1 protein-coding gene is annotated in these 1,742 nt (G+C 26.2%); it reads right to left on the bottom strand.

All coding sequences use genetic code 11. The features are described 5' to 3' along the window. Nucleotides 1–100 precede the first annotated feature (100 nt). A complete protein-coding gene (locus EDC37_RS12180) occupies nt 101–1,621 on the bottom strand; it encodes a carbon-nitrogen hydrolase family protein (protein ID WP_132551738.1) in 1,521 nt (506 codons plus the stop codon). Nucleotides 1,622–1,742 lie beyond the last annotated feature (121 nt).

Below are 1,742 nucleotides of genomic sequence, written 5' to 3'. Positions count from 1 at the left end.
TCGTCTCCTTTGCGGGTTTTGTTTGGCGACTTAATTTTAGCAAAAGACGAGGCCTATGTCTTTATTTAATTTTGCGAAAAATATTATACCTTATCTATCTTTACTTAGTAATCACGCTATTTTTTTTATTAGAATCTTCTTTAATAAAATCCCATAATTCATTATTAATTTTATCAATTGCAATTTTATTATTAAACTGTGGTGGTGTTGGTTTAAATTCTTTGTTTTCTTTTTGTAATTCATAATCTTTTCGCTGAAACGACCGTAATTCTGCTATATCAATTTCTCCTATAAGTATAGTATTATTAATACCTCCTTTAGTTTTTACAATATCACGTTTTTCAGACCTAGATGGTCTTAAAATTCTGCTATCTCCATAATCAGACGAATTTACTTGCGCACAATAACAATGTATATCTCTACATAAAGATTCAATAATACTACTAAAATAAGCTGTATCATGATTCCATTCGACAGCTATAAATAAATCTGGATAATTTTTAAATATAGCTCTGTCATATATAGACGCCAATTCAAAACAACAGTATGTCGTAAACCATAAATTTTTCCAGTTTATTAAATCATATGTTTTCCCTTCAATTGGAGTTAAAAAATTATTTTCTATTATTCGTCGTTCTTCTGGAGAATAATGTGTTTTAAGATGATATGTAATATGCGCAAATTTAAAATCATCTTTTACATATGGTGTTATATTTACTGTAAAATTAAAAACTCTTTTTTCATAAACAAAATGTTCAATTCCAGTAACAATAGAAAGTTGATTTTTAGCACAGGTTCGTGCAATAATTGGTAACCATGCAAAAGGAACATATGATTCTGGCAATATTAACATATCAGCCTTTTCCTTTAACGCCTGGTTTATAACATACGATAAATCACTATATTTTTGATATGTTTTCTTATATCTTTTTTCAATTATTTTTGTAAAATTTTCAGAATTTAATTTAACATTACCTATTGCTATTTTTAATTTGTCTTTCCGTTCTTCATATTTTTTATCTAGTTCTATTTTTGTTGCATATGTACGTATATTATTAATATTATTTGATGTTTCTATAACGTCAACATCACTTTTATCATTGAAACTATTAGTTTTAAAATTTAATTTCATACATAGTATATTAACTTTATTATTAATTTCTTTTGAATCAATCTCCATAATATTTTCTTTTGAATCAATCTCCATAATATTTTTTTTTGAATCAATCTCCATAATATTTTCTTTTTTTACTATTGGACTTCTAATTTTTGATAAAAGCATACCCACTGACAATTCTTGAGGAGTAATTATATATGGAAAATAATAATAATTATTATCATCTATATTTGAATTAATGCTTATATTGTCTGTGAAATCATGTACATTAGTTAAATTTATTTTTAGTGAATCAGTTAATTTTGATTTCAAAGTATTTATTGTAAATTCTATACAGGCTGGTAATATATATTTATCCATCATCCGTGACTGGCAATAACCGGAACGATATTCAGTAATCCTGTCATAATTGAATAATGCAATGATATCTAAATCTACTTTATAATTTTTTACACATTCACATATATCTCTAATAAACTTTTTAAATTCACCACCATATATCAAAGATAAACTTCTGCAAATTGCTGAGTATCCCTGTGTGTTAGCATAGTTGTCAGTGATAGATGAAAGCTTTTGTGTTACTATAGAGAAGTATCACAGAAAGGAGCTCGACACCCATGCAGTA

Origin of the sequence: Pectinatus cerevisiiphilus (assembly GCF_004341685.1) — a bacterium.
In the GTDB taxonomy this organism is placed as follows: Bacteria; Bacillota; Negativicutes; order Selenomonadales; family Selenomonadaceae; genus Pectinatus; species Pectinatus cerevisiiphilus.
Note: the sequence above shows the minus strand (reverse complement) of the source record. Positions and strands in the feature narration are given on the sequence as shown.